Source organism: Streptomyces sp. bgisy027 (genome assembly GCF_057710365.1).
Map to the genome: position 1 here is coordinate 172,762 of NZ_JBYIVZ010000003.1, position 26,174 is coordinate 198,935.

The window sequence follows — 26,174 nt, forward strand, 5'->3', positions numbered from 1 at the left end:
CGAGTCGGCCCCATCACCTCGGCTGAGGCGATGGGGCCGATTCCGTTGCTACGGCGCATGCGGATACTGAGCCGGCGGAAGCAGGTCAGGTGGGTCGAAGAGCAGCCTGACGTGCTGCGCCCACGGGGCATTACCCCGCCGCAACTGCCGCACTTCTTCGAGGAGTTGGATCGGCTCAACGCTGTTCGACAACAACTCGGCCGCACCTCGGTAGAAGTCGGCACAGCGAGCGTGATCCCCCTCGGACGTCCAGAGCGCGAGGGGATATCCGGAGGCCACGACGGCGTCGAACACCCTGTTCTTCGGTAAGTCGTGCAGGCAGAAGTAGGGCACAGTTGTCACCGGCGCGTCCATGATGCTGTCGTAGAACAGCTCCGTGCGGTAACTCACGCCCTCGGTCAGTGCCAGCCCGTCGATGGTGCCTCGGCGGACGCCCTGCCATCTCCTGCGCCACGCACGATCGAATATCTCGTCGCGGCTCCCACTACGAACCGCGATCCCCCGCTCCAGACCGACAGCCCCCCGCGAGTCGGCTGTTCCCAGGAGCCACCGCTCCACGGGAAGATCGATCAGGTCGCTGGGCAGTGAATACAGCAGTGGTACCCGTCGTTCAGGGCTGTCCACGCGCCTGAATGCCGCTGCCAGAGGCTCGGCCACGGCTCGCCCCAGGGCCTCGGCGGAGACACCATGGTCGTCCTCGGCGAGCGGGATTGCATCGTGCCCCTGCAGCACCTTCACAGCCCATGCGTAGCGATGGTTCCAGGCCCTGCGTTCGACCTCCAGCAACACATACAACCCGTCGGAGTGCCGGCCGGGGCCGTGTCTCTCCCTCAGGACCGAGAGAATCTCTTCCCTCATGTGCGTTGCAAGCGTCTCGGCCGCCCGCTCCACCCACGAGCGCACCTCTGCGGTCGCCCCGCGATCCCCGATCTCGACACAGACCCTCGCCGCATACAGGGCCACCGCCCTGAGACCGCCCCCCTCTTCCACCACCAGCCCCACACCGTCACGCCAACAGAACGGAAGGGCCTGCGAATCCCGCCCGCCGGTGGATCCGGCGAGGAAGCGCACCTGCTCGGGTCCGTCGGGCAGGGGCAACTCCGCCAGAAGTCCGTACAGTTCGACTCGCCATTCTGGGGTGAAGTCGCTGTACAGCCAGGATCCCCTGAGGAGTTGCTCCTGTACGACGGTCCAGGATCCTTCCGGCCTCTGGAACCGGCGCCAGTGGTAGCGGTCATGGTCCGTGACGAGTTCGAGCCATGCCGGCCCGACACGGAGCGACGAGATGGGCACGACTTTGACCGGACCGCCCCCGCTCGGCGCGCGGACCACCCCGACGACACACCCGCGCTGAGGATCGATCACCGGACCACCCAGGACGCTGGGCGGGATCTGCCTGCCGCCCACTGCCAGGGTGGCCCCCTCCAGAGCCAGTACCTCGCGGCTCATGCCCAGGTCCGGTGTTTCGGGGGCCCCGTAGACGAACACCTCACTCGCGGGGACGGTCGACTGGTCCCCCAGCCACATGCATTCCGCGTCCCGGATCTCATGCTCTACCCGCACGACTGCCAGTTCGCGTCCTGTGCGGATCCACAGCACTTGGTGCCGCTCTCCATCAGCGGTGGTGACGACGGCGGATGCCTGGCCCGGCGAGGACGATTTCACGGTCTCGGCCGACGTCACGATCAGCGTCGGCGTGACCAGGAATCCGCTGCCGGTCATGGCGCTGCCGTCCTGCCTCACATCGTCGAGATGTACAAGGCTGCGGCGGACCAGGTCCCCGGTGAGACCATCGACCTCCTCGCTGCCGAGAGCGTCGACCCTCATGGAGACGGCCAGTGAGCTCCAGGCCTCGTTCCTCGACGTGATCAGAATGTGGAGGGAGTCCCGGGGAGGCACGATGGCTGCACTGCCCTCGGTGTCGTCCCAGTTGTCGAAGACGATCAGCCACGGGAGACCAGGGTTCTTCTGGCGAAGCGCGTTGAGCACGTGTTCGACCTGGGCGGCGGACAAGGTGTCGCCTTCGATCCACCACACGCGTTCATACGCGTTGCGGTGTCGATGCGCGAACTCCGCGGCTACCTGGGTCTTGCCGATACCTCGCTCGCCGAGCAGCACGCAGACCATCGGACCGGTGTCGCCGTAGACGTCCCTCAGCCGGTCCAGTAGCTCCTCCCTCCCGGTCACCCGGGGGTTGCGCAGGGGCACACCGTCCAGGAGCGACCGGTCGGGGAAGGCCGGGAGACCGCCGGTGCCGTACCAACGGGGAGGAAGGTCGAAGCCCAGGCGGACGAGGAACCGGATACGGGTCTCTCGCTCGGTCATGCCGCTCAGGTCCGTGGCCCGAAACAGCGCGGCCACGGGTGGCAGTACCGCGTCGCCCACCTTGAACGAGATGACCCTGTCGCCCGCCATGCCGACGAAGCGCTCCAGTTGTTCCGGCGTTTCGTGGACCTGCGAGGTGGCGTGCTGAAAGAGCAGCCAGTCGCTGAGCAGCAGCACCACCCGCCGGTCCGTCTGCAACGCGTCGTCCAGCAGCGCCCGCAGCGAGCCACCCCGCCACGGCATGGCCGCCCCCCGAAATCCGCACTCCCTCAGCACATGCACCAGCCACGCCGCCCACGCCTGGTCGAATTCGGCGTACACGAAGACGAACGACTCTCCTGGGCCCGGCCCCCGGGAGGCCGTCCGTGAGCGGCGGTATCGCCGCACCACCGCATCCGAGACCTCCGCGAACGGCCGTAGTTCGTCAGCGACTTCACCTGCTTCCCGGCCCTCCACGAACCCGGTGAGCCGTTGCAGCGCAAGAGCGGGAAAGTTCTGGGCCCGGCGCCCGAAGTGCCGTTCCACGTAGGCTCCGCAATGCTTGAGGACAAGCGCGGCCTCACCCATGGGCAGGGCCCGCAACAACTCCTCGCGCACGCCGGGCCGGAACTCGTACCACTCCTCTCGCGTCCCCTGCCGCAGCAGGCCGCCGAGCAGTACCTCCGCGAGGACGGACGGGCCGCTCTCGGGCAGCACGACCCGCTGGACCAGGTGCATCACCTCCAGGTACAGGGGGACGGCGGACAGTGCGCGGACCAGGCTCTGGGCGGCGGGGGAGGCGGACGCGCGGAACTCCGCGACGAGTTCACCGGCATCGAAGGGGTCCGGGCTCAGTGCCGAGTGCGGGAGCGACGGGGCGGCTGCGACCCATGCGGCCGCCGCTGGGAGGGACAGCCCGGTCCGCCCGGACATCAGCCGGGCCCAGGTGACGAAGCCGGCGCGGGTCGGGCCGAGCACGGGGACCGGCAGCGCACCAGGCGGCCGTTCGCCGTCTGCCGGGGTGAATTCCAGTCGGGCGCCCAGGCCTTCGCCCCGACGCAGGGTGCCGGGCAGGGCCGGAAGGTCGGTCTCGTGCCACATGCGCTGCGGTAGCGGCTGGACCAGCGCGACGGGCGCGGCGTGCGCCCAATCGTGCAGCAGGCGTTGCATCCTCGTGTCCTGCCAGAGTGGTCCAGCGCAGTCGCTGAGCAAGAGTGTCACCTGCCGCCCGGTGGGGTCCCGCAGCTGTTCCACGGGGACGAGCGCGCGGGCGGCACGGCCGGGGCCGGCCAGCAGCGTGTCGCCGGGGCCGGGGTGGACGTAGTGCACGCCGACCTCACGGAAGGCGCCGAGGCTCGCGCACAGGTGGTGGAGCTCATCGAGCGTCCGGTCCCAGACGGGGGTGGAGCTGGAGACGTCCATGAGCAGCTGAAGCCTGGCTTCCCGCCGAACCTCCGGACGCAGTACGGGTAACAACAGTCCTGTCTCCGCCGCCTGTTCAGCGGTGGCCTGCTCGTCGAAGTGGTTGTCGGGGGTACGAATGGGCGGCCGGTAGTGGCGCAGGGGTCGTAGGGCGCGCAGCAACGGCAGGGAGCCCGGAAGAGTGGCAGCCGCCGGGGCTCTCACGCGCAGAGGCAAGGTGTCGGCGGCGGGCCGCTGCAGTTCAGGCGTGTCTGCGTACAGGTGGGCAGGGAGAGGGGACGGGCCTTCCGGGGGCGTCGCGGGATCCGGTGGGGGCGCCGGTCCGGACGGTGTGGTGGTGGGCGGGCCAGGAGCGCGCGGGGCCGGGGCGGGGCCGTCAGCCGGCTCCCGCGCGGGCATGGCCTCAGCGTCACGCTCCGCGGGCGTGAGGTACCGCGCCAGCCACAACGACTCGGCCACCTCGCGCGGGGCCGGTTCGGCACCGAGCAAGCGCAGTCGCCGCAGCAGCTCGGCCAGGGGATCCGCAGCCTCCGGGGAGGTCATCAGCGGGCTCCGTGCTCGCCTTGGTCGAGTGGGCGCATCAGCAGTTCGGAGAGGCGCTGCCGGTCGGGTTCGTTCTCCCGGACCGCGTGCTGGGTCAGATAGACGGCGTTGAGCAATTGGTCGGCGGCGCGCAGGGCGCCCGGATGTGACTGGAGGAACTGGCGGACCAGGGCATCGTTGCGGGCGCTGTCGGCGGTGCCGAAGTGGGCACGCACCATCGCGGTCAGGCGTTCGGTGCCCCAATCGTCGTCCTTGGGGGACGGCAGGTCGAGGTGGAGGCAGCGCCGCAGCAGCGGGGCAGGGAAGTCGCGTTCGCCGTTGCTGGTCATCACCACGACCGGAAAGGCCCGGCAGCGGACCCGGCCGTAGGCGACGTGGGCACGCTGCCCGTCGTCGTTGAGCACCTCCACCTCGTCCTGGGAGCCGGCAAGGCGTTCCAGCTCGGAAATGCCGAACTCCCCCTCCTCCAGGACGTTCAGGAGGTCGTTCGGCAGGTCGATGTCGCTCTTGTCGAGTTCGTCGACAAGCAGGACGCGGGGGCGGTCGTAGGCCAGGAGCGCGGTGCCGAGCGGACCGAGCCGCAGGTAGCGGCCGATGTCTCCGGTGTGGTCCGGGCCACCCTGGCGGGCAAGTTGGGTGTCCTGGAGGCGGGCGATGGCATCGTAGGCGTAGAGGCCGTCACGCAGAGTCGTACGACTGACGATGGGCCAGTGCAGGACCCGACCGAGTCCGAGTTCGTGAGCAAGGGCGTGGGCAAGGGTGGATTTGCCGGAACCCGGGTCACCGGTGACCAGGAGGGGGCGACGCAGGTAGAGCGCGGCATTGATCAGTTCCAGTTCGTGCGGCCTCCAGACGGTGGCGGCGGCCTTGCCGAGCCTGCGCGCCGACTCGGTGCCCAGGTTCGGCGGGGCGGGCGCGAGACGGCCGCCGTCGAAGTCACGCCAGGGCGGGGGCGGCGGGAGGCGGTCGATCCCGTCATGGGGCTCGCCGGTTCCGCGATAGACGAACCAGTCGGTCGTGGTGGTCACTGTGGCCTCCGGGCGAGCGATCAGGGGGAGCGGAGTCGGCGGGTACGTTCGGGCAGCGGGCGGCGCGGGTCGTCATACATCAGGGCGAGTGGGTCCGCCCAGTTGGCCTCGCTCTCCTCCTCGCTGATGCGCTCACGCAGGAGCCGCAGTTCTTCGGGCAGGGCGGTGGCGCGGCCTGTGTCGCGCAGCAGCCGCTCGGCGTGCCGGTGCAGGTCGTGGCAGTACGGTGTGCAGCCGTAGGTGTGGTGGGCCTCGCGGCTCCACAGGGCAAGTCCATAGCCTTGGGTGATCACTTCGCGCAGGAAGGCGGCGCTGTCGGCGGCCGTGCGGCACAGGACGGGTACCACGCCGGAAGGCGCGTCGCGCAGGGCAGCCCGTTCTGGTCCGGTCCCGCTCAGCGGCAGGGCTTTGAGACTCTGCGCACCGTCCCCGTGCCAGCGACGCTGCCAGGCTTCCGCGTGCGGACCGCGCCGTGCACAGCGCAGCACGACCTGGCGGTGCACGCCGAAGAGCCGCTCGCCGGGCTGTGGTCTGCTGCTGCGGGCGCGCAACTGACAGCGCCAGAGGTGGACGTCGAGATCGAAGTGCTCGACGGGCAGGACCACTTCGAGCCTTGCCCGGCGCACGTCGGTATCGAGGAACTCGAACGCCTCCCGAAGCGGTTCACTCAGTACGTACGGCAGCACCTGCAGCGCATCCCCGTCATCCGTGGCGCTCTGTGGGCCCGGAGCCGGGTGCTCTGCGTCGTCCTGCCAGGTCCACACCCGCCAGTGGAAGCGGTCGCGGGGGTGGTGCATGTCGGGGCGTAGCTCAAGGAGTACCACCGGTCCGGTGCCGCCCGCCTCATCCGCTCCGCCGGTGGGAGCAGGGAGCACCGTGGGCTTGGCCAGGTCCAGGAGCGCCCGGTGGCTGCCAGGCAGTCGCTCGGCCCGCTGTTTCACCCAGCCGAGCAGGGCCGCAGCGGATGCCGGGCGCCGGGATTTGCACAGCAGGCCGACGAGCAGCAGGTAGTGCAGGAACGCGAGGTCGTCGCCCTCAGCCGCCTCGTACAGCCAGCCATGCCCGTCGCGCCAGTCCCGCGGCGGCACTGTCCCGGGCCACAGCGGGTTGCGTTCACGGAGGACCTTGCCCACCTGTGCGACCAGTTCGTCCGTGGATGCGGGCGGCGGCAGCTCGGCGAGCAGCGCGGAGGCGGTCGCGCTGTCACGTGCCGACCACCGCTCGTTCGCGCCGCACAGCTGCTCCTGAGCAGCCACCCAGGAGGTGCTGGACGAGGCCGCATGTTCCTCGTGCCACTGGTCGTGAGCGCGAATCAACGCCCGGTACGGGTCGGCGCCCAAGCTGTCCTCGTCCCCGACCGGTGCCGCTGCCTCGAAACGGCGCAGTGCGGTCGTGGCGACCGCGAGCCCGCCTGGCCGGTTCGTCCAGCGCGCCTTGATCAGCCCCGACACGACCCCCCGGTCGCGGTCCAGGACGGGGCCACCGGAAGTGCCGGGCGGGATGACGGGACCTCCGAGGGCGAGCCCGAAGGAACCGTGCAGTGCTTCGACCTCGCAATGACCGCTCCACTCCTGCGGTGCCGCTCCAGCGCGCGGGACGTAATGGCCGTACGCCGTCAGACTGTTGAGCGTGTCGATACGGTCGGTGAGCCGGACGCAGTACGAGGGTCGTGGCCCGTCGAACAGGCGTAACAGCATCAGGTCGTCCTCGGGGTCGGCTCCGGCATCCACCTGGTAAGCGGCCCTGGCCCGTGCCTCGCCGTGGGTACCGACGACCCTGAGTGACCCCGCCTGCTCAGCCGTACCGTGCGCGAGCAGGACGTGCGCGCAGGTCAGCACCCATTCAGGGGTGATGAAGAAGCCGCTGCCCCACTGAGCGCCGGAGTCGTCGTCGGGGCCTATCCAGACGGTGGCACGGGTGGCCAGGGTGTCCAGCTTCGACGTGCTCATGGAGTGGCTGGGTCTCCGCCCAGGTTCCATGTCAGAGTGATCTCGATCGCCGCCTTGGCCTCGCCGTCGGCCAGGATCGCCAGCGCCTTACCGGGCTTCACGGCCAGCTCGATCCCGAAGGTGGCACTCACCTCGTCCGGGGCGACGGCTTTCGCCGCGCCCAGGACCGCGGTACCGACACCGCGGACGAGTTCGTTCAGCTGCTCCACCCGGGTCGCGAGTCGGTCGAGGGCACCGACGTTCTTGTGCGGGAAGGGATCGTCGTCCGGCGGGAGCTCCTCCAGCTCCAGCACACTGACCCTGGCGAGCACCGTCTGACCGTCGGCAAGCTCGATCTTCTGAACGCCACGTTCCATGTCGTCTCTCCACCCCTACGGGCAACTCCCCCGTGCCCCCGGCAGGATGGCATTCTTGAGGTGCCCGGAAACATTCTGCTCCCCCGAACGCTTCTGGAGTGGGAAAACGGAGTGCTACGGCAGCCGACCCCAGCCGCATAACCTGGAGGTCCACGACCCGACGTCCCAGGACCTCTCCAGGAGAACACCCGTGTACTTCACCGACCGAGGCATCGAAGAACTCGAGAAGCGGCGCGGCGAGGAGGAGATCACCTTCGAGTGGCTCGCCGAGCAGCTGCGCACGTTCGTCGACCTGAACCCGGACTTCGAGGTGCCGGTGGAGCGGCTGGCGACGTGGCTGGCGCGGCTGGACGACGAGGACGACGACGTGTAGCGACGCGGTTCTCCGCTCGGGCGCCCCGATTCGGGGCGTCCTTTTGTTGTCGTGCGGTCCCTCAGTCCAGCGGCCGCACCAAGCTGTACGCCAGCCCCAGCGCGCCGTCGACCAGCAGTACCGCGCCCGCCGCGGCCCAGCCGGCGCTGCGGTGCCGTAGTGCCCAGACCGTCAGGGGCAGGCCCACCACGACCTGGGACAGGGCCAGGGGGCGGGATTTGGGACCGCCTGCCCAGGGGAGCCAGGGGCCGAGACGGCTGCCTTCCACGGCGTCGAGTTCCGCGCGCAAGGCGTCGCGCCAGCCCGACCACTCGATCAGGCGGATGTGCGGCTGCTCGCGGGCGGCGGCCTGGAGGGCGTCGGTGCCCTCGCCGGGGACGAGGCCGTCGGGCAGGGTGACGCCCGCGTGCGTGAGGACGCCGATCAGGCCACGCATGCGTGCCCGTGCGTCGGCCGCGGAGTCGGGGCGGGTCAGCCCGTCGAGGGACTGCACGTCCAGGACCGGGTCGAGACCGAGGCGGGCGGCGAAGGTGTGCATGGCCTCGTCCTCGCCTGCCGGGGTGCCGTTGGCGAGCCAGATGTAGCCGACGGGGCGGCGGAAGCCCGAGGCGAGGGTGTAGCCGGCGCGGTCGGCGTCCCACCACAGGGCGAGGACGGGCCAGGGCGCGCCGACGGCGAGGGCGGTGGCCCAGCCGGTGAGGACGCGGTCGACGGGCTCGTCGCCGTCCAGCCAGGGCCCGCCCTCGGGCACGAGCACGCTCCATTCGTCGCCTGCCGGGGTGAGCAGCATGTCCTCGCGCAGCAGCCGGGCGACCGGGGCGACGGACTCGGGCCCGGCGCGGCAGATCAGCAGGGCGCCGGGGGTGGGGCGGGCCTGGCCGGTGGACCGGGGCTGTTCCGTCGACATGACAACACGCTAGGCCGCTTTGTCCACCTCGCGTGATTTGTGATCACCAGAACGAGTGTCTTGACTTTCGACGTCCGCGATATATCGTGTTTCTTGGAAGACGCGATATGGCGCGTGTCGTGAATCGTTGTGTGGCGTAGATCGTCGTGTGGCGTGAACCGTCGTGTGCCGTGGTTCGCCGTCTCCGTCTTGTCTTCGTGTCAGATCCGGCCCGTGCGGCCGTGTCCGGTCGCCCAGGAGGTCCGCACCATGTCCGAGTGGTCCGTAGCAGAGCCCAGGAAGCTCACCTTCGACGAGCCGGTGAGCGAGCTCCACGTACGCATCGTCAACGGAACGGTGAACGTCGTGGGGACGGACGAAGGTTCCGCCCGTCTGGAGGTCTCCGAGATCGAGGGGCCGCCCCTGGTGGTGACCCAGCGGGACGGTGCCCTGACGGTGGCCTACGAGGACCTGCCCTGGAAGGGTTTCCTCAAGTGGCTCGACCGCAAGGGCTGGCGCCGCAGCGCGGTGGTCTCCCTGGCGGTGCCGGCCGACACCCGCGTCGAGGTGGGCGTGGTGGGCGCCGGAGCCGTGGTCTCCGGGATCCGCGGCCCGTCGGTCGTCAAGGGCGTCACCGGTGACACGACCCTCGTCGGCCTGTCCGGCCAGGTCCGCGCGGACACCGTCTCGGGGAACCTGGAGGCGCAGGCGGTCACCGGCGACCTCCGCTTCAACTCCGTCTCCGGCGACCTCACGGTCGTCGAGGGGTCCGGATCCGCCGTGAAGGCCGACTCGGTGAGCGGCTCCATGATCATCGACCTGGACCCGGGCGGCCCGACCGACGTCCGGCTGACCAGCGTCTCCGGCGAGATCGCCATCCGTCTGCCGGCCCCGGCGGACGCCGACGTCGAGGCCAACACCGCCAGCGGCACGATCTCCAACGCCTTCGAGGGCCTGCGGGTGCACGGCCAGTGGGGCGCCCACAAGATCACCGGCCGCCTGGGCGACGGCAGCGGCAAGCTCCGGGCGACGACGGTCTCCGGCTCGATCGCCCTGCTGCGCCGCCCGCCGCGCGAGGAGGAGCCATGGGAGGCCGAGGCCCGGGAGGACCCGGAAACCGCCGCGGACACGACGGCCGGCCCGGTGAACGGCACGCAGCACGGCTCGGGGGACAATTCCGTCTCCGGCGGGGGCGACGAGGAAACCGGCGCCCCGGCCGACGGCACGACCGACAAGAAGGTGCTCTGACATGCCTCCCGTCTTCGCCCACGGCCGCCTCCGTCTCTATCTGCTGAAGCTGCTGGACGAGGCCCCGCGCCACGGCTACGAGGTGATCCGCCTCCTTGAGGAGCGCTTCCAGGGGCTGTACGCACCGTCGGCCGGCACGGTCTACCCCCGGCTGGCCAAGCTGGAGGCCGAGGGGCTCGTCACCCACACCACCGAGGGCGGCCGCAAGGTGTACGCCATCACGGACGCGGGCCGCGCCGAGCTGGCCGACCGCAGCGGCGAGTTGGCCGACCTGGAGCTGGAGATCAGGGAGTCGGTCGCCGAACTGGCCGCCGAGATCCAGGCCGATGTCCGGGGTGCGGCGGGCGACCTGCGGCGCGAGGTGCGGGCGGCGGCCTCCGAGGCCCGAAGGGGGAACGGCGCCAAGGCGGAGACGCCCTTCGGTGACTTCTCCGACTTCACGGACAAGGAGGCGTGGCGCGCCGCCAAGGAGGAGATGCGCCGGGCCAAGCAGGAGTGGAAGGAGCAGGCCCGCCGCGCCAAGGACGAGAGCCGGCGTGCCCGCGACGAGGCCCAGCGCGCCCGGCGCCAGGCCAAGGAGGCGCAGGACCGCGCCCGGGCCCAGGCCCAGGAGGAGGTCCAGCGCATCGCCCGCCGGGTCCAGGAGCACGTGCAGGACCACTTCGCACGGGGCGACTGGCCGACGGGCGTACGGGAGGGCCTGACGGAACTGGCCAAGGAGTTCGGCGACTTCGGCAAGGACTACGGCAGGGAGTTCGGCAAGGAGTTCGGCTTCGGCCGGCAGGGCGGCCCGCAGGGCGCCCCCAAGTCGGCACAGCAGCGCCCCGAGTACTCCGAGACCCCCGAGGACTTCCCCGCCGACTACGAGCCCGCCTGGGCCCATGAGCCGCCCGGCGACGACCCGGCCCGCGACCTGGACCGCCTGCTCGACCGCTTCCGTGACGACATCCGTGACGCGGCACGGGACCACGGCGTGACCGGAGACCAACTCCGAGACGCCCGCCGCCACTTGTCGACGGCGGCGGCCCACATCGGAGCGTTGCTGCGCACGCCCAAGCCGTGACACCGACGCCGGGCGGCGCGACTGCGGGAGCCGGTGCGGGTGCGTGGGCCGGTGCGGGTGCGTAGGGGCTGGTCGAGCAGTTCCCCGCGCCCCTAAAGGAGGGCCCGCTGCACGCCCTCAAGGGGCGCGGTGAACTGCGCGACCAGCCACCCACAACCCGCACCCGCCCGCAAACCGCACCGCCCGTCACTCACCCGGCCTTGGCCTCTCCCCCGCCATAAAGCACCCGCGTCACCGTCTCGTACGTCACCCCGTGATCGGCGAGCACCTCGGCCGGCACCCCGGGGCGGCTCGTGAGGGCCAGGAGGATGTGTTCGTCGCCGATGTGCCGGTCCCGGCGGGACGTGGCCACCCGCAGGGCGCGTACCAGAACGTCCTTCGCGTCCCGGCCGAACGGCCGATGCCTCGACCGCGCCCCCTTGCCCGCCCCGGCCCCGGCCCTCGCCCGGTCCCCGGACATCGCCCCGACCCCGTGCACTTCCTCCACCCGGGCCACGATCTCCCCGACATCGATCCCCAGCCCGGCGAGCGCCTCGGCCTCGGCCTGCGACAAGCCGCCCCGCCGCCGGGCCTCGCCCAGTGCGTCCCGTACGGATTCCAGCCACCGGCCACCCCCGAGCGCGGCGAGCGCGAACGAGGCGCGGCCTCCCTCCTTGTCGAGCAGCGCGAGCAGCATGTGCTCGGCGTCGACGGCCGGCGCCCCGCCCCGCTCGGCCTGCTCCACCGCACCCGTCACCACGGCACGGGCATCCTTCGTGAACCGCTCGAACATCAACGCCTCCCGTACTTCTTGTGCACGGCCTGCCTGCTGACCCCGAGTTCCGCGGCGATCTCCTGCCACGACCACCCCTGGTTGCGCGCACTGCGCACCTGGACCGCCTCCAACTGCTCCAGCAGCCGGCGCAGCGCCGCGACGGCCCGCAGCCCGATCCGTGGATCGCGATCTCCCGCCCGCTCGGCGAGATCCGTTGCTTCGGTCATGGTGTCAATTTAGGTTGACACACCGGTCGACGTCAACCCTAGTTGACATACGGAACGGCGGGCCCGGGGCAGAACCCCGGACCCGCCGCAAGCGCCTCGGCGAGAGCCGTCAGTTGGTGAGTACGACCTTCCCGAACAGCTCGCCCGACTCCATCCGCTCGAAGCCCTCCCGGGCCCGGTCCATGGGCAGCTCCTCGTCGATCACGGGCCGCACACCGGTGGCCGCGCAGAAGGACAGCAGGTCCTCCAGCTCGTCCTTGGTCCCCATGGTGGAGCCGACGACCTTCAGCTCCAGGAAGAAGATCCGCGTCAGCTCGGCGTGCGAGGGCCGGTCACCACTGGTGGCACCGGAGATCACCAGAGTGCCGCCCGGCTTCAGCGACTTGACGGAGTGCGACCAGGTGGCGGCACCGACGGTCTCGATCACGGCGTCGACCCGCTGCGGCAGCCGGGCCCCCGACTCCACGGCCTCCACGGCACCCAGCTCCAGGGCCCGCTTGCGCTTGGCCTCGTCACGGCTGGTGGCGAAGACCCGCAGCCCAGCGGCCTTGCCGAGCACGATGGCGGCGGTGGCCACCCCGCCGCCTGCGCCCTGCACCAGCACGGAGTCCCCGGGCCGTACACCCGCGTTGGTGAACAGCATCCGGTACGCCGTCAGCCAGGCGGTCGGCAGACAGGCGGCCTCCGCGAAGGAGAGCTCCCTGGGCTTGGGCAGGATGTTCCAGGTCGGCACGGCGACCTGCTCGGCGAAGGTGCCCTGGTAGCGCTCGGTGAGGATGGAGCGGGGTTCCCTGGGGCCGACCCCGTGACCGCTCTGACCGATCACGGAGTGCAGGACGACCTCGTTGCCGTCCTCGTCGACGCCGGCGGCGTCGCAGCCGAGGATCATCGGCAGCCGGTCCTCCGGGAGGCCGACGCCCCGGAGCGACCAGAGGTCATGGTGGTTGAGGGAAGCGGCCTTGACGTTGACGGTGCTCCAGCCGGGCCGGGCCTCGGGAGCGGGACGCTCCCCCAACTCGAGGCCGCTCAGCGGCTGGTCGCGGTCGATTCGGGCAGCGTAGACGGCGAACATGGCGTCGACGATAGGTGGCGTTTGCAGCCGACGGAACGGGAGGGGGCTGTGACACACGCCCTCTTGCCAAGGATCGCTCACCCGAACGGACGCCTCGGCGGCAAGAGAATCGGCCCCGCCCGAACGGGCGGGGCCGATCAGAGCCTGCCGGCCGGAGCGCCGGTCAGCGCCGGGCGACGCCCTCGGCCCGGGCCGCAGCCGCGACCGCGGCGGTCACGGCCGGAGCGACCCGCTCGTCGAACGGCGACGGGATCACGTAGTCCGCGGCGAGGTCGTCCCCGACGACACCCGCCAGCGCCTCCGCGGCCGCGATCTTCATGCCCTCGGTGATCCGGGACGCCCGCACCTGGAGCGCGCCGGCGAAGATGCCCGGGAACGCCAGCACGTTGTTGATCTGGTTCGGGAAGTCGGACCGCCCGGTCGCCACGACGGCCGCGTACTTGTGCGCGACGTCGGGGTGGACCTCGGGGTTCGGGTTGGCCATGGCGAAGACGAAGGCACCCTTCGCCATCGAGGCGACGGCCTCCTCGGCGACCGTACCGCCGGAGACGCCGATGAAGACGTCCGCACCCTCCAGAGCCGCCTCGAGCGACCCGGTGATGCCGGCCTTGTTGGTGAAGGAGGCGACCTCGCGCTTGACCGGGGTGAGGTCCTCACGGTCCGCCGAGACGACGCCCTTGCGGTCCGCGACGGCCACGTCGCCGATGCCGGCCTCGATCAGCATCTTGGCGATGGCGACACCGGCCGCGCCGGCGCCCGAGATGACGGCGCGCAGGTCACCGATGGCCCGCCCGCTCAGCCGCGCGGCGTTGCGCAGCGCGGCCAGCGTCACGACGGCCGTGCCGTGCTGGTCGTCGTGGAAGACCGGGATGTCGACGCGCTCCTGGAGCTTGCGCTCGATCTCGAAGCACCGGGGTGCGGAGATGTCCTCCAGGTTGACGCCGCCGAAGGACGGGGCGAGGCGCGCCACCGTCTCGACGATCTCGTCGACGTCCGTGCAGTCGAGCGCGATCGGGACCGCGTCCACGCCGCCGAACTGCTTGAACAGAATCGCCTTGCCCTCCATCACGGGGAGGGAGGCTTCCGGACCGATGTCGCCCAGCCCGAGCACCGCGGTGCCGTCGGTGACCACGGCCACGACGGACGACTTCCACGTGTAGTCGTGGACGAGCTCCGGCTGCTCGGCGATGGCGGTGCACACCCGCGCGACGCCGGGCGTGTACGCCAGGGACAGGTCGTCCTTGTCGCGGACCGGCACGGTGGCCTGCACGGCCATCTTGCCGCCACGGTGCAGCGCGAACGCCGGATCGAAGGAATCGAGGGGCTCGACCCCGCCGTCCTGATCGGTATTGCTCCCGCTGCGAGGATTGACAATCTCCGCTGCCACTTTGTCTGACCCCTTAAGTGTTCATGGTTTGAGGGTGGGACCACTCCTGGTGAGAAGTGGGCGGGACCGCGCAAGGCCCTGCTCGTTGATACGTACGACGTACGACGTACGGACCAGTGCGCGACGGGCGCGCCGCACACGCGCCCTGAGCCCCGGATGAGGGGTGTAAAGAACCTTCTTACCGGACGGACGGCGCTGACGACGAGTCCAATACGTGCAAGATCACACGGCGGGAAGGGAAACACCCGCACCGACGGATACGAATCGGACAAGACCCGAGGACGACACCGGTGTGATTCGTGGCCAAATAAGCGGACAATCGACCTCAGAAACCATGAAAAGTGACCGTCGACCATGAAACCCACGCTCGACCGGTCCGCATCCCGAGATGCACCGAAGATCTTCCGGCCGGAAGGACAGATTCCCGCAGAAGGTGCGGTCAGGATGTACCGACCTGCGGCGGTTCGGGGGTAACCCGTTATCCGATTTTGACATGACGAGCGCCCTGAATGCCTCAGTCCGAATGGCAAGATGCCGTAATCACACGAGGTCGCGGCACTCGAAGGTGTGTGCTCTCGTCGACCTAGGAAACCAAGGCTCCTGCCGGTCCCAAGGCAGGCGCCGGCCCCATCGGCAACTCCACCCATCCGCCGGAGGAACCCACCATGACCGCAAGCACCACCCGTCGTACCACCGCAGCACGCTCCCGGCTCGCAGCGGTCGGCTCGATCGCGGTCGCAGGCGCACTGATTCTCACCGGTTGCGGTGACCAGACGAACGACAGCGGCTCCGAGAGCAACGACACCGGGGCGGCGAGCACCGCGCCGCTGGCCGACAAGCTGCCCCAGGCGATCCGCGACAAGGGCGTCATCAAGGTCGGCTCCGACATCGCCTACGCGCCGGTCGAGTTCAAGGACGACTCCGGCAAGACGGTCGGCATCGACCCCGACCTCGCCGCCGCCATGGGCAAGCAGCTCGGTGTGAAGTTCGAGTTCGAGAACGGCACCTTCGACAGCCTCATCACCGGTCTGCGCTCCAAGCGCTACGACATCGCCATGTCCGCGATGACCGACACCAAGGACCGCCAGGAGGGCATCGACTCGGACACCGGCAAGAAGGTCGGTGAGGGCGTCGACTTCGTCGACTACTTCACCGCCGGTGTCTCGATCTACACCCAGAAGGGCAAGAACACCGACATCAAGACCTGGTCGGACCTGTGCGGCAAGAAGATCGTCGTGCAGCGCGGCACGGTCTCCGAGGACCTGGCCAAGGCCGAGGCCAAGAAGTGCACCGGCGGCAAGACGATCGCCATCGAGCCCTTCGACAACGACCAGCAGGCCCAGACCCGCCTGCGCGCGGGCGGCGCGGACGCCGGCTCCTCCGACTTCCCGGTCGCGGCCTACGCCGTCAAGACCTCCGGCGGAGGCAACGACTTCCAGCTCGTGGGCGAGCAGGTCGAGGCGGCGCCGTACGGCATCGCGGTCGCCAAGAACAACACCCAGCTGCGGGACGCCCTGAAGGCCGCCCTCGACGCCGTCATCGCGAACGGCGAGTACGAGAAGGTCATCAAGAAGTGGGGCGTCGAGGACGGCTCCGTCACGGAAGCCACCATCAACGGCGGCAAGTGACCGCACCTGACAGCGGGCACTGAAAGGCAACACCTGTGACTGACATCGACAAGAAGGACGGGCCGGCGGACACCCCGCCGGCCGGTCCGGAGGCGATCAAGGCGATCCCGGTCCGGCACTACGGGCGGTACATCTCGGCCGTGGTGGCGCTCGCCCTGCTGGGCGGCGTCGTGTACGCGTTCTCCCAGGGCAAGATCAACTGGGGTGCGATCCCGGACTACTTCTTCGACGACCGTGTCCTGAACGGCGTGGGCAGGACGCTCCTGCTGACCGTCCTCGCCATGGCGATCGGCGTCGTCGGCGGCATCCTGCTCGCCGTGATGCGCCTGTCGAAGAACCCGGTGACGTCGTCGATCGCCTGGTTCTACATCTGGTTCTTCCGCGGCACCCCGGTCCTGGTCCAGCTCATCGTCTGGTTCAACCTGGGCCTGGTCTTCGAGTACATCAACCTCGGCCCGTTCTACAAGAACGAGTGGTCGGACTTCATGACCCCGTTCCTGACGGCGCTGCTGGGCCTCGGCCTCAACGAGGCCGCGTACATGGCGGAGATCTGCCGTGCCGGTCTGCTCGCGGTCGACGAGGGCCAGACCGAGGCCTCCCACGCGCTGGGCATGAGCCATGTGAAGACGCTGCGCCGGATCGTGATCCCGCAGGCGATGCGCGTGATCGTGCCGCCCACGGGCAACGAGGTCATCAACATGCTGAAGACGACCTCGCTGGTCTCGGTCGTCCAGTACCCCGAGCTGTTCCGCGCGGCCCAGGACATCGGCCAGACCTCCGGCGCCCCCGCCGAGATGCTGTTCCTGGCGGCGGCCTGGTACCTGCTGCTGACCTCGGTCTTCAGCGTCGGCCAGTACTACCTGGAGCGCTACTACGCCCGGGGGTCCAGCCGCTCGCTGCCGGCGACCCCGTTCCAGAAGATCAGGGCGAACCTGCTGTCCCTGTCCAACCGCTCGAAGCCGACAGGAGGCACCGCATGACCGCCATGGTCAAGGCCGAGGGCGTCCACAAGTCCTTCGGTCCCCTAGAGGTCCTCAAGGGCATCGACCTGGAGGTGAAGCAGGGCGAGGTGTTCTGCCTCATCGGCCCCTCCGGCTCCGGCAAGTCCACCTTCCTTCGGTGCATCAACCACCTGGAGAAGATCAACGCCGGGCGGCTGTACGTCGACGGCGAGCTGGTCGGCTACCGCCAGAAGGGCGACAAGCTGTACGAGCTCAAGGACAGCGAGGTCGCGGTGAAGCGCCGGGACATCGGCATGGTGTTCCAGCGGTTCAACCTGTTCCCGCACATGACGGCGCTGGAGAACGTCATCGAGGCGCCGATCCAGGTCAAGGGCGTGAACAAGGGCAAGGCCAGGGAGCGGGCGCGGGAGCTGCTGGACCGCGTCGGCCTCGCCGACAAGGCCGGGAGCTACCCCTCCCAGCTGTCCGGCGGCCAGCAGCAGCGGGTGGCGATCGCCCGTGCGCTGGCGATGGACCCGAAGCTGATGCTCTTCGACGAGCCGACCTCGGCTCTCGACCCGGAGCTGGTCGGCGACGTCCTCGACGTCATGCGCGACCTCGCCGAGTCCGGCATGACGATGGTCGTCGTCACCCACGAGATGGGCTTCGCCCGCGAGGTCGGCGACAGCCTGGTCTTCATGGACGGCGGCGTGGTCGTGGAGTCCGGCGACCCGCGCCAGGTCCTGACCAACCCGCAGCACGAGCGGACGCAGGCGTTCCTGTCCAAGGTGCTCTGACGGTAGGGCGGTGAAGGGGCGGTACGGATATCCGTACCGCCCCTTCACCTTGGCACTTCCGGCGGGCCGCTCAGCGGCGCAGGGCTTCGACGGGTGAGATCCGGGAGGCTCTCCAGGCCGGGTACAGGCCTGCCAGCAGGCCTGCGGCCAGGCCGAGCGCGGGGGCCAGGGCCAGGGTGGCGGGATCGACGACCGGCGTCCATTGCCTCGCCGCCGCGACCGAGACCACGACCACGGTGCCGATCGAGGTGCCCACCAGGCCACCGACGAGGCCGAGTGCCGTGGACTCGGTGAGGAACTGCAGGGTGATGTGGACCGAGCGGGCGCCCAGGGCGCGGCGCAGACCGATCTCTCCGGTCCGTTCCATCACGGCGACCAGGGTGGTGTTGGCGATCCCGACCGCTCCGACGATGAGACAGACCCCGGCGAGCAGAAGGAACAACTGGCTCAGGTCCGCACTGACCGCGCCACGAAGCGACCGAGGGTCCGCGGGGGGCGCCACCTTGAAGAATTCGGGGTGCTCCGGGCGCAGCGCGACCGCCGTCCCCTGGGCGATCTGACCGGCCGCGCCGAGTTGTGTGGCGATGAGCATCCGCGCTCCCTGGACATCGGGTGCGCCCCAGGTCCGTTCGGCGACCGAGCGCGGCACAGTGATGGACAGCAGCAGCTCCGGCTTCCGCTCGACGTCCTCAAGAATGCCGATCACGGTGAACGGCCTCCCTCCGATGAAGACGGCGGGGTGAGTGCGCAGCGTGGTGATGCCGAGGCGCCTCGCGGTCGCCTCGCCGAGCACGGCGACGGCCTGGTGATGACTTTCGTGAAAGCCGTCGAAGGCCCGCCCCTGGACGAATCGGGCGTCCGTCGCCGACCAGATGCCAGGGGAGGCGGCGATCACCTGGGTGCGGGCGTCGACGCCGTTGGCCGTGCCCACCGGGGCGGCTCGCACCGTCTCTTCGGGGCGGAGCCGGACGTCCCAGTAGACGCCCGCCGCGCGCACCCCGTTGAGCCGGGTGATCCTCGCCTCCGCGTCCTTCGGGAAGGCGACCTCGGGCACGGCGGGGTTGCGGGGGCTGATGTCGGTGACATTGACCTCGGTCGCGGTGAGAAGGTTGAACCGCGAGTCGATCTGGGACGCGGCCGTACCGGTGATGCCCAGGACCGAGATGAACGCTCCGACGCCGAGGACGGTGCCCAGGGCAGTGAGCACGGACCGGGCCGGTCGCTGGACGATTCCGGCCACGGCTTCGGAGAGCAGGTCGCGAACCGCCATTCGGGATCGGGCCGGAGCGGAGCGACGGGGCTTCGTCACGCGGCCCTCCGGTGGGACGCGGGGTCCGACAGGACACCGTCACGGATGGTGATGGTGCGCTGCCCGCGCTCGGCGACCTGAGCGTCATGAGTGATCACCACGATGGTCATTCCGTCGCGGTGCAGCGTATCCATCAGGTCGAGCAGGGACGCCGCGGTGGCGGTGTCGAGATTGCCGGTGGGTTCGTCGCAGAGGAGGAGCGAGGGCTCGGCCACCAGGGCGCGGGCCACCGCGACTCGCTGGCGTTCGCCGCCGGACATCTGGGTCGGCAAGGCTGCCGCCCGGTGTGCGAGCCCCACCCGTTCCAGCACGGCCGCGGCGCGCAGCCGCCGCTGCCGCCGAGGGACGTACTGGTAGAGCATGGCGAGTTCGACGTTCTCCTGCGCGCTGCGGTGGGCAAGGAGGTGGAAGGCCTGGAAGACGAACCCGATCTGCTCACCGCGCAGAGCGGCCAGGCGGGAGGCGCTCATGTCCTGCGTGTCGATGCCGTTCAACAGGTATCGGCCCGCGGTGGGCGTGTCCAGCAGCCCCGCGATGTTCAGCAGGGTGGACTTGCCCGATCCGGACGGCCCCACCACGGTGATGAACTCCCCGCTGTCGATGCGCAGATCGCAGGGGTGCAGGGCATGCACGGCCGGCGGCCCGGGGTAGGCCAGTCCGACGTCCCGGAACTCGATGACGGGAACGCTGTCGCCGGAACCGGTCACGGCCCGCCCACCGCTGTTCCCGGCTGTACTCCTACGACCACCTGGGCGCCGATCCCGAGCCGTCGCCCCTTCTGCGGAGTCACCTGGACGAAGCCGTCCCCGGACACGCCGACGGTGACGGGAATCCGATACTCCGCTCGCCCCCTGCGCTCTGTGACGCTCGTCAGGCCGTCGGCGCCGGTGGACAGAGCCGACGAGGGGACGGTGAGGACCTTGCCCTTCGACGAGGCCGCGACGACGGTCAACTGCACGTTCTCGCCGTTCAGTTCCGTCGGCAGGGGCTTCGTCGGCGCGACCTCGACCGTGTACTTCTCCGTCTCCGTATCCTGGCTGCCGTCCTGTGCGGGACTCCTGTCCTTGCCGACGGAAGTGACCTTCCCGGTGAACTGGCGCCCCATCGCCTCAGAGTAGATGCGCACTTCCTGGCCCGGACGGATCATTCCCTTCTCCTGCGGAGTCACGGACCCTTCGACGGTCAGCGCGCCGGCCGAGAGGGACAGCAGACTCGCTCCGGCCTCGTCACCGACCTTGGCACGCACCTCGTCGATGTAGGCGGGGAAGGACCGGACGAACACCACCTCCGAGAGGGGGAGAACGGGAACGGAGGAAGGTGGCTCGGCCTCTTTCAGTACCGGAGAAGAGGCTGTTCCGATCGGCTTGGATTCCTTGGTCTCGGGCGCGGCGACTTCGATCGTCGGCGCTTCGTACCCGATGGAGCGATAGAAGGAGATCACGGCGTTCCGGGTTCCGGGTCCGAAGACCCCCGCGGCGTCACCCCCGGTGGGGTGGCCGGACTCGCGCAACGCGGTCTGCAGCTGAGCCACGTCGTCCCCGCGCTTTCCCGGGGCGAGATCACGGTATGCGGGAACAGCGCCCTTGAGGACGAACAGCGGACGTCCGGATATCTCCAGCAGTACCTGCCCGGCGGCGATTTCGTGGCCCGCAGCCGCGTTGACCTTCGTCACCACTGATCGGCCGACGTCCTTGTCGGCTTGCGGACCGGCCGAGACGTCGGCGTGCTGAGACGCGGTGACGTGCCCGCGGGTGATCAGGGACTGGGAGATCACCCGATGCTCGACCGTTGCCGTGAGGATGTCCTGCGCCGGTGGCGCCGTGTCAGCGGCAACCTGCGCGGGGGACTTGACGACCAGGGCGGCTCCCGCGCCGGCTCCGGTGCACACCAGACAGGCGAGCACGAGAACGCCGAGGCCCCTTCGCCGCCGTGTGAGGCCGCGAGGGGCTCGGGAATCCGCCGACGGGACGGTCGCCTCGGCGTCCGCCGCTCGACGAGGCCGCCCCATCAGGATCTCGCCACCACATCAGCGGCCTTCTTCACAGCTTCGTCCAGGGATTCGCGTTCCTTGTTCAACTGCTCGGCCTGTGACTCGATCTTCTCGTGCTGGAGGGTGACCTCGGCATCGAACCAGATCCTTGCGACGTCGCTCTTGTCCCGGCAGGAGATGTCGGCGGTCGCCGTCCTGATTTCGAGCGGTGTGACGTCCCGCGAGCCGAACCGGGGGTCGTCGCTCGCGTCCAGCGGCCGCTCGTAGTCGAAGCCGCTCTTCTTCATGCAGGCCGACCATGCCTCGAAAGCTTCCAGGACGTCGGGGCTCTGCTGGGACCGGGCGAAGGTCTCGTTGCTGATCGTCTGGGCGACCGTGGTGTTCATGGCTCCGGCGGAGACCTTCCGGTCCGCCTCCCCGAGGCAACCGCCCTCGGGGACCGGCTTGCCGCCCACCTTCTTGGCACCGCCCTCCAGAACCCGGGTGTCCGGTCCGGTGCCCGATGTGTCGTCCACGGCACCGGCTTGGACGGCCTGGTCGTACGCGTCCTGCTCGTCGGCCGCCGGCTTGTAACCCCGCTCCTCGGCGAGCGCCATGTCGTGAATGCCGTAGCGCCAGTCGACCAGGGTCTTGGGGCCCAGACGCGGCAGGTCGGGTGCGGGCTGCCAGGAGAGGCCGAACCTCTTCATGCAGTCGCCGGCCAGGGTCTCCCGGGCCTGCGCGATCTGCTTTCTCTCGTTGTCCGAGGGCAGATAGCCCTCGATGGGAAGGACCCAGGTCGCGGGGTCGGCGGCGTCGAAGGGAAGGGTCGCGCTCGGGGTGGCGACCGTAGGATTCCCCGCCGTGTCGCCGGCCGCGCAACCGGTGGCTGACATGGCCGCCGCTGCGACCACGAGTGAGCCGAGGCCGATTCGCTTGATTCTTTTCAGCATTCCGTGTTCCTGCTGTCGGCAAGGGGGACGGCTGCCGCCGCTCCTCGCGGAGCGGCGGCAGTCACAGGGGCAGCAGCTCAGAGGGTCTGCCAGGCGAAGGAGGCGTTTTCGTTCTTCGTCACCGAGAGGTTGTTCTGTCCACGCGGGCTGGTCCAGTCCGCGGAACCCTTGTATCCGCTGTTGTAGTACGTCACCGCGTAGTAGGTCGTGTGCTTGTTCTTCACCGACGCGGCGTTGTTCTTGATGCCCTGGAGATTGCCGTTGCCGCCATGGCAGAACTTGAGCGGCTGGGTGCCGCCCTGAGGGGCGCCCCCGATGCGCTCATCGGCGAAATCCCAGACGCTGTAGCCGACGTTCCGGTAGGCACCGCCGTAGTTCGAGTTGTAGTAGATGGCGTACTTGAACGTCGATGCCGCCTGGGACTTGCCGCAGGCCTCGGGGCTCATCTGGTTCTCGTAGCCCGTGTTGCCCGAGTCGGCGTGCGCCGGGGCCGCCATGCCGATTCCCAGCGCAACGACTGCTGCCGCGAGGGCGGTGACTTTGCTTCTCATTCTGTTTCCCTTTCAGGAGTTGGTGTTCAGGACTGCTGTCGGGCCAGTTGCTCGGCTGCCTCGCGACGCTTTCGCCGGAACGGGTCGACGTCGGACCCGGCTCCCCTGCCGGGAGTCGCCGCCCACAGGCGGATCTTGTTCGCGACGCGGACCAGCCGCTCGTCACCGGGTGGGACGTCTACGTAGAACAGGGCCTCGTCCGGCTTCCTGTCGTCTCCTCCCCATCTGACGACGCCTTCGCAGTCGGCGAGAATGTCCCGGACGATGACGAGTTGATTCGGGAAGAACCCGCCCTGCAGGCCGGACGGATAGAAGCCGGGCCGGATGTGAACCGCGGTCCCCGATGCGAGGTTCGACTCCGCGAGTCCCTTGCGCACCGTGCCCGGATGGCGCCAGCCTTCGACGTCACCACGTCGGAGCTGGTCTATCTCGTAGTGGAAGCGCTGGACCACATGCACGAGGACGGTTTCCACCTCGCCCATGCGGACCTGAACGTCGTCGAGGGGGGTACCGAGGACCGGGCGGGTCCAGATCTCTCCTCCGTCGTCGGCGGAGTTCTCCATCTCCCAGCCGTTCAGGGACGGTCTGCCCGTCGAGACCGAGGCCGGGACCTCGTCCTTCGTGCCGGTCGGGGTGGTGGCGGCGTGGGCCGCGGGGGCTGACAGGGTGGTTCCGAGGAACGAGGCCAAGGCGGTACCGCCGACCACGGCGGAGGTGCGTGCGAGCAGAGCTCGGCGCGATATGTCAGCACTCACGTGCGTAACTCCAGTTGGCTACAGGGCCGCGGAGACGGCCTGGAAGAGGACGTACGGGACGAGAACGAGCACTGTGGCCTTCAGCCATGGGGCCGGCGCGCGGTCACGCTGCAGCGGCACGAGGACATCGGCCACGATCACCAGCAGCAGCACGAGCAACCCGGTCGCGGTGGCGGTCATCGTGGCCAGGCCGACCCGGTCGCAGTCGGCTCCGCAGACCGCGACGATCGTGCTGGACCGGCCGGCCACGGAGTCGTACCCGAACCAGGAGCGCTGTGCGAGCCACCACAGGCTGTACAGAGGCACCATGGCCGGGATCCCGATGAGCAGATTGATCGCCACCGGCGGCCAGGGAGACTGTCGGCCCTTCATCAAGCGTGCTCGCGCATCGGGGCGTAGTACTTCTCGAACACCCGGTACAGACCCATGCGCTTCTTCCCCTCCGTCACGGCGTCCTCCGTGGTGCCCTGATAGCGGATCAGAACCTTCTCGGTGTCCGCCTCGGAGGAGTCGATGCCGGGTCCGGCCACACCGATGAGAGACGCGTGGTACATGTGCACGAAGGGGACGGTCGCGGCCGTGAACGAGTTGTTCGTCCGCAGCTTGGTCCAGATCTGGAACAGGTCGGCGTCGTCACTCGCGTCACGGCGGGACGTCGCGGGCAGCAGCCCCTTGTCCACCGCCAGGTTCCTCGCGTTGATCGCGGTGGCACCGAAGATCTGCGCCAGACCGGTGGAGGAGTCCCGCATCGAGTCCGTGATCGCGTCCGGCCACCAGTCGGGCAGCTGGCCCGTGTGGTACTGGTACACGGCGGCATCGGAATACCGGTCGTCGACCTTGAGGATGTTGCTGACGTTGTAGTGGCGCATCTCCCACAGCACGGGGAGCTGGATCAGCGCCTTGCGCATCCTGTACCGGCGAGCCAGGTCGGTGAACACGTTGTCCCAGCTCAGGACGAAGTCGATGGCTTCGGTGGTGGTGAACTTGGTGTACCAGTTGGACTCGGGCACCCCGACCGACTCCAGGTACGCCCGGATGTCGGTGCGCAGTCCCTCCCAGAAGATGTTGTTGAACTCGACGTCGAGCCCGGAGCCCGTGGAGGGCGAGGGGTTGAAGGAGTTCTGGCCGGTGTCCCTGCCGGAGGCGATGTTGACGTCGATCTCGATCCTGCCGTCGCCGGAGCCGACCCACTTGGTGACGATCTGGTCGTAGGCCCAGTTGTTGGGCATGGAGTAGCCGAAGTTGCCTGAGAAGGCATAGGACATGTCGGAAACGAAGCTCGCGTCGGCGAGCTTGCGTTCCGACACGCGGGAGCACACGTTTCTCGGCCCGTAGATACCGACCTTGTAGTCGGCGCCCGAGGACTCGATACCGTCGTTGATGCCCTGGAAGTGCGGGATCACATGGCTGCTGACCTCGTCGTCGACGGCGTCGTAGTCGACGGCGAAGTAGATACGGCTGCCGGGCTTGAAGCCGTGCCGCTCCGCGTGCATGACGGCGTTGATGGCGTCGGCGGTTCCCTGTGCGGGACCGAACGAGTCCTTGCCACGCCCGTAGGTCTGGTAGATGGGGAAGCAGCTCAGTCCGTTGTCGGCGATCGTCTGCAGCTCACCGGGCTGGATCTCCTTCTCCTTCAGATCGCCGCTGGGAGTGGGGTCGGGGTTGTACAGGTAGCGGCCCACGTACTTGACACCCTCCGCCTTCAGGGCCGCCGCTCGCGCGGGGGTGATCTTGGTGACGCAGTCGCAGGCCTCGCCCTTGCGCGACTGGTCACCGTGCGAGACCAGCAGCGACGCCCAGGTGGAGAAGTCCCCGAGGCCGGTGACGGGAAGCTTCACGAAGGCCTGGAACTCGCGGACGGCACCGGAGAGACCCGCGGTGAAGGTCCCGGCGAAGGACACGCCGTACCGCTGGTTGAAGATCATGGCCGCGGTGAACAGCTGGACCCAGGTGCCGTTGGAGCCCACGGACAGCGTGTGGTTCTTCAGGCCGGCCTGGGTGCCGGGGCCGAAGTTGCCGTTGGCGGTGCCGTCCGCCATGCCGATCTCGTACTGGATGGCATAGACCATGGCCTTGGCGACGTCACGGGAGTGGTGGCCGTCGCAGGGGACGATGAAGAAGTCCTGGCGGTTGACGTACCGCCCGTTGAGCCACTGCTGGATCGACCGGACGGAGTCCAAGCCGTTCTGGACGGTGACGTAGGCGTCCATGTTCAGCAGGCCCTTGAAGACCTTCGGAGTGAGGTCGGCGCCGGGGTGGACCCCGTCGACACCCATGCGCTGCTTGAGCAGGGTGATGGACGACGCGACCCGATCGCTGAACTTGCCGTCGATTCCGCCGCCGTCGTAGCCCTTGCAGTACAGGGCCGCCTGCACGATGCGGATGAAGTCCGCGGACGGCGCGGTGGACGCGTTGATCTTCGGGTGCTTCGACTGAAGCGTCGACAGGGTGGTGGGGCCGAAGCTGTTCGATACGGGCGCGATGCCGAGCTCCCACTGGAGGGCTCGGGTGAGGGCGTACATGACCGGCCAGCCGGTCCTGCCGTTCTCCTCGACCGTCATGCCGATACGACTGCCGTACACCTTGTTGATGAACTTCTGCGCCTGCAGAACCATCTCGTCGGCCATGGAACGGCTTCTCCTTGAGTGCTCGCGAATCG

The 26,174-nt window shown here is 69.3% G+C and carries 23 protein-coding genes; 6 read left to right on the plus strand and 17 right to left on the minus strand.

Translation table 11 applies throughout. The features are described 5' to 3' along the window. Positions 1-48: 48 nt before the first annotated feature. Genes AC3ETA_RS04495 through AC3ETA_RS04510 form a run of 4 tightly spaced genes read right to left on the minus strand, consistent with a single transcriptional unit; the run spans position 49 to position 7,602 of the window. Complete coding sequence (locus AC3ETA_RS04495; RefSeq protein WP_432191492.1) at positions 49-4,269, minus strand: SAV_2336 N-terminal domain-related protein; 4,221 nt, start codon at positions 4,267-4,269, stop codon at positions 49-51. Next, positions 4,269-5,297 (minus strand): AAA family ATPase, encoded by a 1,029-nt coding sequence (locus AC3ETA_RS04500; protein ID WP_432191493.1) that lies wholly within the window; start codon positions 5,295-5,297, stop codon positions 4,269-4,271. Before AC3ETA_RS04500 ends, AC3ETA_RS04495 begins: the two co-directional genes overlap by 1 nt. A 20-nt stretch (positions 5,298-5,317) precedes the next feature. Continuing rightward, positions 5,318-7,246 (minus strand): VMAP-C domain-containing protein, encoded by a 1,929-nt coding sequence (locus AC3ETA_RS04505; protein ID WP_432191494.1) that lies wholly within the window; start codon positions 7,244-7,246, stop codon positions 5,318-5,320. Beyond that, positions 7,243-7,602 (minus strand): CU044_2847 family protein, encoded by a 360-nt coding sequence (locus AC3ETA_RS04510; protein WP_432191495.1) that lies wholly within the window; start codon positions 7,600-7,602, stop codon positions 7,243-7,245. Before AC3ETA_RS04510 ends, AC3ETA_RS04505 begins: the two co-directional genes overlap by 4 nt. Before the next feature lie 190 nt (positions 7,603-7,792). On the opposite strand from AC3ETA_RS04510, the gene AC3ETA_RS04515 reads away from it, so the two are divergent. Further along, positions 7,793-7,975: a DUF6104 family protein gene (locus AC3ETA_RS04515; protein ID WP_003997970.1), complete on the plus strand. Its 183-nt coding sequence runs from the start codon at positions 7,793-7,795 to the stop codon at positions 7,973-7,975. Between the two features lie 61 nt (positions 7,976-8,036). Here the strand turns inward: AC3ETA_RS04515 and AC3ETA_RS04520 are convergent, their stop codons facing one another. Further along, positions 8,037-8,882, minus strand: coding sequence for a hypothetical protein (locus AC3ETA_RS04520; RefSeq protein WP_432191496.1), 846 nt, complete (start codon positions 8,880-8,882; stop codon positions 8,037-8,039). Positions 8,883-9,131: 249 nt separating this feature from the next. On the opposite strand from AC3ETA_RS04520, the gene AC3ETA_RS04525 reads away from it, so the two are divergent. Together AC3ETA_RS04525 and AC3ETA_RS04530 are read left to right on the plus strand one after the other, a co-directional pair. After that, a complete protein-coding gene (locus AC3ETA_RS04525) occupies positions 9,132-10,109 on the plus strand; it encodes a DUF4097 family beta strand repeat-containing protein (protein WP_432191497.1) in 978 nt (325 codons plus the stop codon). Between the two features lies 1 nt (position 10,110). Then, on the plus strand, positions 10,111-11,172 hold the full coding sequence (locus AC3ETA_RS04530; RefSeq protein WP_432191498.1) for a PadR family transcriptional regulator: 1,062 nt from the start codon (positions 10,111-10,113) through the stop codon (positions 11,170-11,172). A 190-nt stretch (positions 11,173-11,362) separates the two neighbouring features. Here AC3ETA_RS04530 and AC3ETA_RS04535 read toward each other — a convergent pair whose 3' ends face one another. The 4 genes from AC3ETA_RS04535 to AC3ETA_RS04550 form a co-directional block, all read right to left on the minus strand. After that, the gene (locus AC3ETA_RS04535) at positions 11,363-11,944 is read right to left on the minus strand and encodes a Clp protease N-terminal domain-containing protein (RefSeq protein ID WP_432191499.1); all 582 of its coding nucleotides are present in this window, start codon (positions 11,942-11,944) and stop codon (positions 11,363-11,365) included. Further along, entirely contained in the window at positions 11,944-12,153 is a 210-nt protein-coding gene (locus AC3ETA_RS04540) for a helix-turn-helix domain-containing protein (RefSeq protein ID WP_030952466.1), read from the minus strand. Before AC3ETA_RS04540 ends, AC3ETA_RS04535 begins: the two co-directional genes overlap by 1 nt. A gap of 109 nt (positions 12,154-12,262) precedes the next feature. Further along, complete coding sequence (locus AC3ETA_RS04545) at positions 12,263-13,225, minus strand: zinc-binding dehydrogenase (protein WP_432191500.1); 963 nt, start codon at positions 13,223-13,225, stop codon at positions 12,263-12,265. Positions 13,226-13,388: 163 nt separating this feature from the next. Further along, on the minus strand, positions 13,389-14,612 hold the full coding sequence (locus AC3ETA_RS04550) for an NAD(P)-dependent malic enzyme (protein WP_432191501.1): 1,224 nt from the start codon (positions 14,610-14,612) through the stop codon (positions 13,389-13,391). 665 nt (positions 14,613-15,277) lie between these two features. On the opposite strand from AC3ETA_RS04550, the gene AC3ETA_RS04555 reads away from it, so the two are divergent. Genes AC3ETA_RS04555 through AC3ETA_RS04565 form a run of 3 tightly spaced genes read left to right on the plus strand, consistent with a single transcriptional unit; the run spans position 15,278 to position 17,978 of the window. Then, positions 15,278-16,240, plus strand: coding sequence for an ABC transporter substrate-binding protein (locus AC3ETA_RS04555; RefSeq protein ID WP_432191502.1), 963 nt, complete (start codon positions 15,278-15,280; stop codon positions 16,238-16,240). A gap of 35 nt (positions 16,241-16,275) precedes the next feature. Continuing rightward, a complete protein-coding gene (locus AC3ETA_RS04560) occupies positions 16,276-17,220 on the plus strand; it encodes an amino acid ABC transporter permease (protein WP_432191503.1) in 945 nt (314 codons plus the stop codon). Continuing rightward, positions 17,217-17,978 (plus strand): amino acid ABC transporter ATP-binding protein, encoded by a 762-nt coding sequence (locus tag AC3ETA_RS04565; RefSeq protein ID WP_432191504.1) that lies wholly within the window; start codon positions 17,217-17,219, stop codon positions 17,976-17,978. The genes AC3ETA_RS04560 and AC3ETA_RS04565 overlap by 4 nt, the downstream gene beginning before the upstream one ends. Positions 17,979-18,048: 70 nt before the next feature. Here AC3ETA_RS04565 and AC3ETA_RS04570 read toward each other — a convergent pair whose 3' ends face one another. The 8 genes from AC3ETA_RS04570 to AC3ETA_RS04605 all read right to left on the minus strand — a co-directional run bounded on the left by AC3ETA_RS04570 (position 18,049) and on the right by AC3ETA_RS04605 (position 26,142). Next, a complete protein-coding gene (locus AC3ETA_RS04570) occupies positions 18,049-19,248 on the minus strand; it encodes an ABC transporter permease (RefSeq protein ID WP_432191505.1) in 1,200 nt (399 codons plus the stop codon). Positions 19,249-19,283: 35 nt separating this feature from the next. After that, positions 19,284-19,994: an ABC transporter ATP-binding protein gene (locus tag AC3ETA_RS04575; protein ID WP_432191506.1), complete on the minus strand. Its 711-nt coding sequence runs from the start codon at positions 19,992-19,994 to the stop codon at positions 19,284-19,286. Further along, positions 19,991-21,190: a peptidoglycan-binding protein gene (locus tag AC3ETA_RS04580; protein ID WP_432191507.1), complete on the minus strand. Its 1,200-nt coding sequence runs from the start codon at positions 21,188-21,190 to the stop codon at positions 19,991-19,993. The genes AC3ETA_RS04575 and AC3ETA_RS04580 overlap by 4 nt, the downstream gene beginning before the upstream one ends. A 104-nt stretch (positions 21,191-21,294) precedes the next feature. Beyond that, positions 21,295-22,209, minus strand: a complete 915-nt coding sequence (locus AC3ETA_RS04585; protein WP_432191508.1) for a hypothetical protein — start codon at positions 22,207-22,209, stop codon at positions 21,295-21,297. 77 nt (positions 22,210-22,286) lie between these two features. Further along, complete coding sequence (locus AC3ETA_RS04590; RefSeq protein WP_432191509.1) at positions 22,287-22,760, minus strand: hypothetical protein; 474 nt, start codon at positions 22,758-22,760, stop codon at positions 22,287-22,289. 26 nt (positions 22,761-22,786) lie between these two features. Then, complete coding sequence (locus AC3ETA_RS04595; protein ID WP_432191510.1) at positions 22,787-23,515, minus strand: hypothetical protein; 729 nt, start codon at positions 23,513-23,515, stop codon at positions 22,787-22,789. Positions 23,516-23,533: 18 nt separating this feature from the next. Then, the gene (locus AC3ETA_RS04600; protein ID WP_432191511.1) at positions 23,534-23,857 is read right to left on the minus strand and encodes a hypothetical protein; all 324 of its coding nucleotides are present in this window, start codon (positions 23,855-23,857) and stop codon (positions 23,534-23,536) included. Positions 23,858-23,886: 29 nt separating this feature from the next. Next, the gene (locus AC3ETA_RS04605; protein WP_432191512.1) at positions 23,887-26,142 is read right to left on the minus strand and encodes a glycoside hydrolase domain-containing protein; all 2,256 of its coding nucleotides are present in this window, start codon (positions 26,140-26,142) and stop codon (positions 23,887-23,889) included. Positions 26,143-26,174 lie beyond the last annotated feature (32 nt).

What these genes read in the sequence shown, in the direction of transcription:
- AC3ETA_RS04495 (WP_432191492.1), bottom strand. Translation starts at nt 4,269, where the DNA reads ATGACCTCCCCGGAGGCTGCGGATCCCCTGGCCGAGCTGCTGCGGCGA.
- AC3ETA_RS04505 (WP_432191494.1), bottom strand. Translation starts at nt 7,246, where the DNA reads ATGAGCACGTCGAAGCTGGACACCCTGGCCACCCGTGCCACCGTCTGG.
- AC3ETA_RS04510 (WP_432191495.1), bottom strand. Translation starts at nt 7,602, where the DNA reads ATGGAACGTGGCGTTCAGAAGATCGAGCTTGCCGACGGTCAGACGGTG.
- AC3ETA_RS04520 (WP_432191496.1), bottom strand. Translation starts at nt 8,882, where the DNA reads ATGTCGACGGAACAGCCCCGGTCCACCGGCCAGGCCCGCCCCACCCCC.
- AC3ETA_RS04525 (WP_432191497.1), top strand. Translation starts at nt 9,132, where the DNA reads ATGTCCGAGTGGTCCGTAGCAGAGCCCAGGAAGCTCACCTTCGACGAG.
- AC3ETA_RS04530 (WP_432191498.1), top strand. Translation starts at nt 10,111, where the DNA reads ATGCCTCCCGTCTTCGCCCACGGCCGCCTCCGTCTCTATCTGCTGAAG.
- AC3ETA_RS04535 (WP_432191499.1), bottom strand. Translation starts at nt 11,944, where the DNA reads ATGTTCGAGCGGTTCACGAAGGATGCCCGTGCCGTGGTGACGGGTGCG.
- AC3ETA_RS04540 (WP_030952466.1), bottom strand. Translation starts at nt 12,153, where the DNA reads ATGACCGAAGCAACGGATCTCGCCGAGCGGGCGGGAGATCGCGATCCA.
- AC3ETA_RS04545 (WP_432191500.1), bottom strand. Translation starts at nt 13,225, where the DNA reads ATGTTCGCCGTCTACGCTGCCCGAATCGACCGCGACCAGCCGCTGAGC.
- AC3ETA_RS04555 (WP_432191502.1), top strand. Translation starts at nt 15,278, where the DNA reads ATGACCGCAAGCACCACCCGTCGTACCACCGCAGCACGCTCCCGGCTC.
- AC3ETA_RS04565 (WP_432191504.1), top strand. Translation starts at nt 17,217, where the DNA reads ATGACCGCCATGGTCAAGGCCGAGGGCGTCCACAAGTCCTTCGGTCCC.
- AC3ETA_RS04570 (WP_432191505.1), bottom strand. Translation starts at nt 19,248, where the DNA reads ATGGCGGTTCGCGACCTGCTCTCCGAAGCCGTGGCCGGAATCGTCCAG.
- AC3ETA_RS04585 (WP_432191508.1), bottom strand. Translation starts at nt 22,209, where the DNA reads ATGCTGAAAAGAATCAAGCGAATCGGCCTCGGCTCACTCGTGGTCGCA.
- AC3ETA_RS04590 (WP_432191509.1), bottom strand. Translation starts at nt 22,760, where the DNA reads ATGAGAAGCAAAGTCACCGCCCTCGCGGCAGCAGTCGTTGCGCTGGGA.
- AC3ETA_RS04605 (WP_432191512.1), bottom strand. Translation starts at nt 26,142, where the DNA reads ATGGCCGACGAGATGGTTCTGCAGGCGCAGAAGTTCATCAACAAGGTG.